This window comes from Burkholderia sp. Bp8998 (assembly GCF_003854235.1).
Taxonomy (GTDB): Bacteria; Pseudomonadota; Gammaproteobacteria; order Burkholderiales; family Burkholderiaceae; genus Burkholderia.
The window spans coordinates 1-1,172 of record NZ_QTQF01000135.1 but is presented as its reverse complement, the minus strand read 5'-3'; the positions used below and the strand labels follow the sequence as shown (position 1 = coordinate 1,172).

Below are 1,172 nucleotides of genomic sequence, written 5' to 3'. Positions count from 1 at the left end.
GTATTGCCCGCGACGTCGACCTGCCGGACCTGCACATTGTTCAACCCTTCAACCGCGCTGAAGCTGGTGTTCCAATGCGAACCGCCATCGATGCTGTACTGCACGGTGGCGCCGGTTTCGATGCCGGTGAGATTCAACGTACCGACGTTGGTGACGTGGTCGGTGGCGCTGCTACCGGAGTCGGTGGTCAGCGCGACGCTGGGTGCAGCGGCCGACGTATCGAGCGTGAAACTGAACGACGTGGCCGACGAGGTGTTGCCCGCGACGTCGACCTGCCGGACCTGCACATTGTTCAACCCTTCAACCGCGCTGAAGCTGGTGCTCCAATGTGCGCCGTTGTCGACGCTGTACTGCACGGTCGCACCCGTTTCGACGCCAGTGACATTGAGCGTCCCGACGTTGGTGATGTGGTCGATGGCGCTGCTGCCGGAGTCGGTCGTCAGCGCAACACTGGGGGCAGCCGCCGACGTATCGAGCGTGAAGCTGAACGACGTAGCCGACGAGGTGTTGCCTGCGACGTCGACCTGCCGGACCTGCACATTGTTCAACCCTTCAACCGCGCTGAAGCTGGCGCTCCAATGTGCGCCGTTATCGACGCTGTACTGCACGGTCGCACCCGTTTCGACGCCAGTGACATTGAGCGTCCCGACATTGGTGATGTGATCAGTGGCGCTGCTGCCGGAATCCGTCGTGAGCGCAACACCGGGCGCAGCGGCCGACGTATCGAGTGTGAAGCTGAACGAAGTCGGATCCGACGTGTTGCCTGCGATATCGGTTTGCCGGACCTGTACATCGTTCACGCCTTCAACGGCGCTGAAGCTCGTGTTCCACGTATGACCGCCATCGATCGAATATTCGACAACTGCGCCGGTTTCGACACCGGCGAGGTTCAAGGTGCCGACGTTGGTGATGTGGTCGGTGGCGCTGCTACCGGAGTCCGTCGTCAACGCAACTCTGGGCGCAGCGGCCGACGTATCGAGCGTGAAACTGAACGACGTGGTCGACGAGGTGTTGCCTGCGACGTCGATCTGCCGGACCTGTACGTCGTTCACGCCTTCAACGGCGCTGAAGCTCGTGTTCCAGGTATGGCCGCCATCGATCGAGTATTCGACGGTCGCGCCGGTTTCGACACCGGCGAGATTCAAGGTGCCGACATTGGTGACGTGATCGGT

General features: G+C 61.7%; 2 protein-coding genes. One reads left to right on the top strand and one right to left on the bottom strand.

Features of this window, described 5'->3' with window-relative positions; all coding sequences use genetic code 11:
• A partial coding sequence (locus DIE06_RS37770; RefSeq protein ID WP_260433915.1) for an Ig-like domain-containing protein occupies nucleotides 1–947 on the bottom strand: 947 nt, incomplete at its 3' end.
• Between the two features lie 34 nt (nucleotides 948–981).
• On the opposite strand from DIE06_RS37770, the gene DIE06_RS39400 reads away from it, so the two are divergent.
• On the top strand, nucleotides 982–1,167 hold the full coding sequence (locus DIE06_RS39400) for a hypothetical protein (protein ID WP_260433914.1): 186 nt from the start codon (nucleotides 982–984) through the stop codon (nucleotides 1,165–1,167).
• Nucleotides 1,168–1,172: the final 5 nt, after the last annotated feature.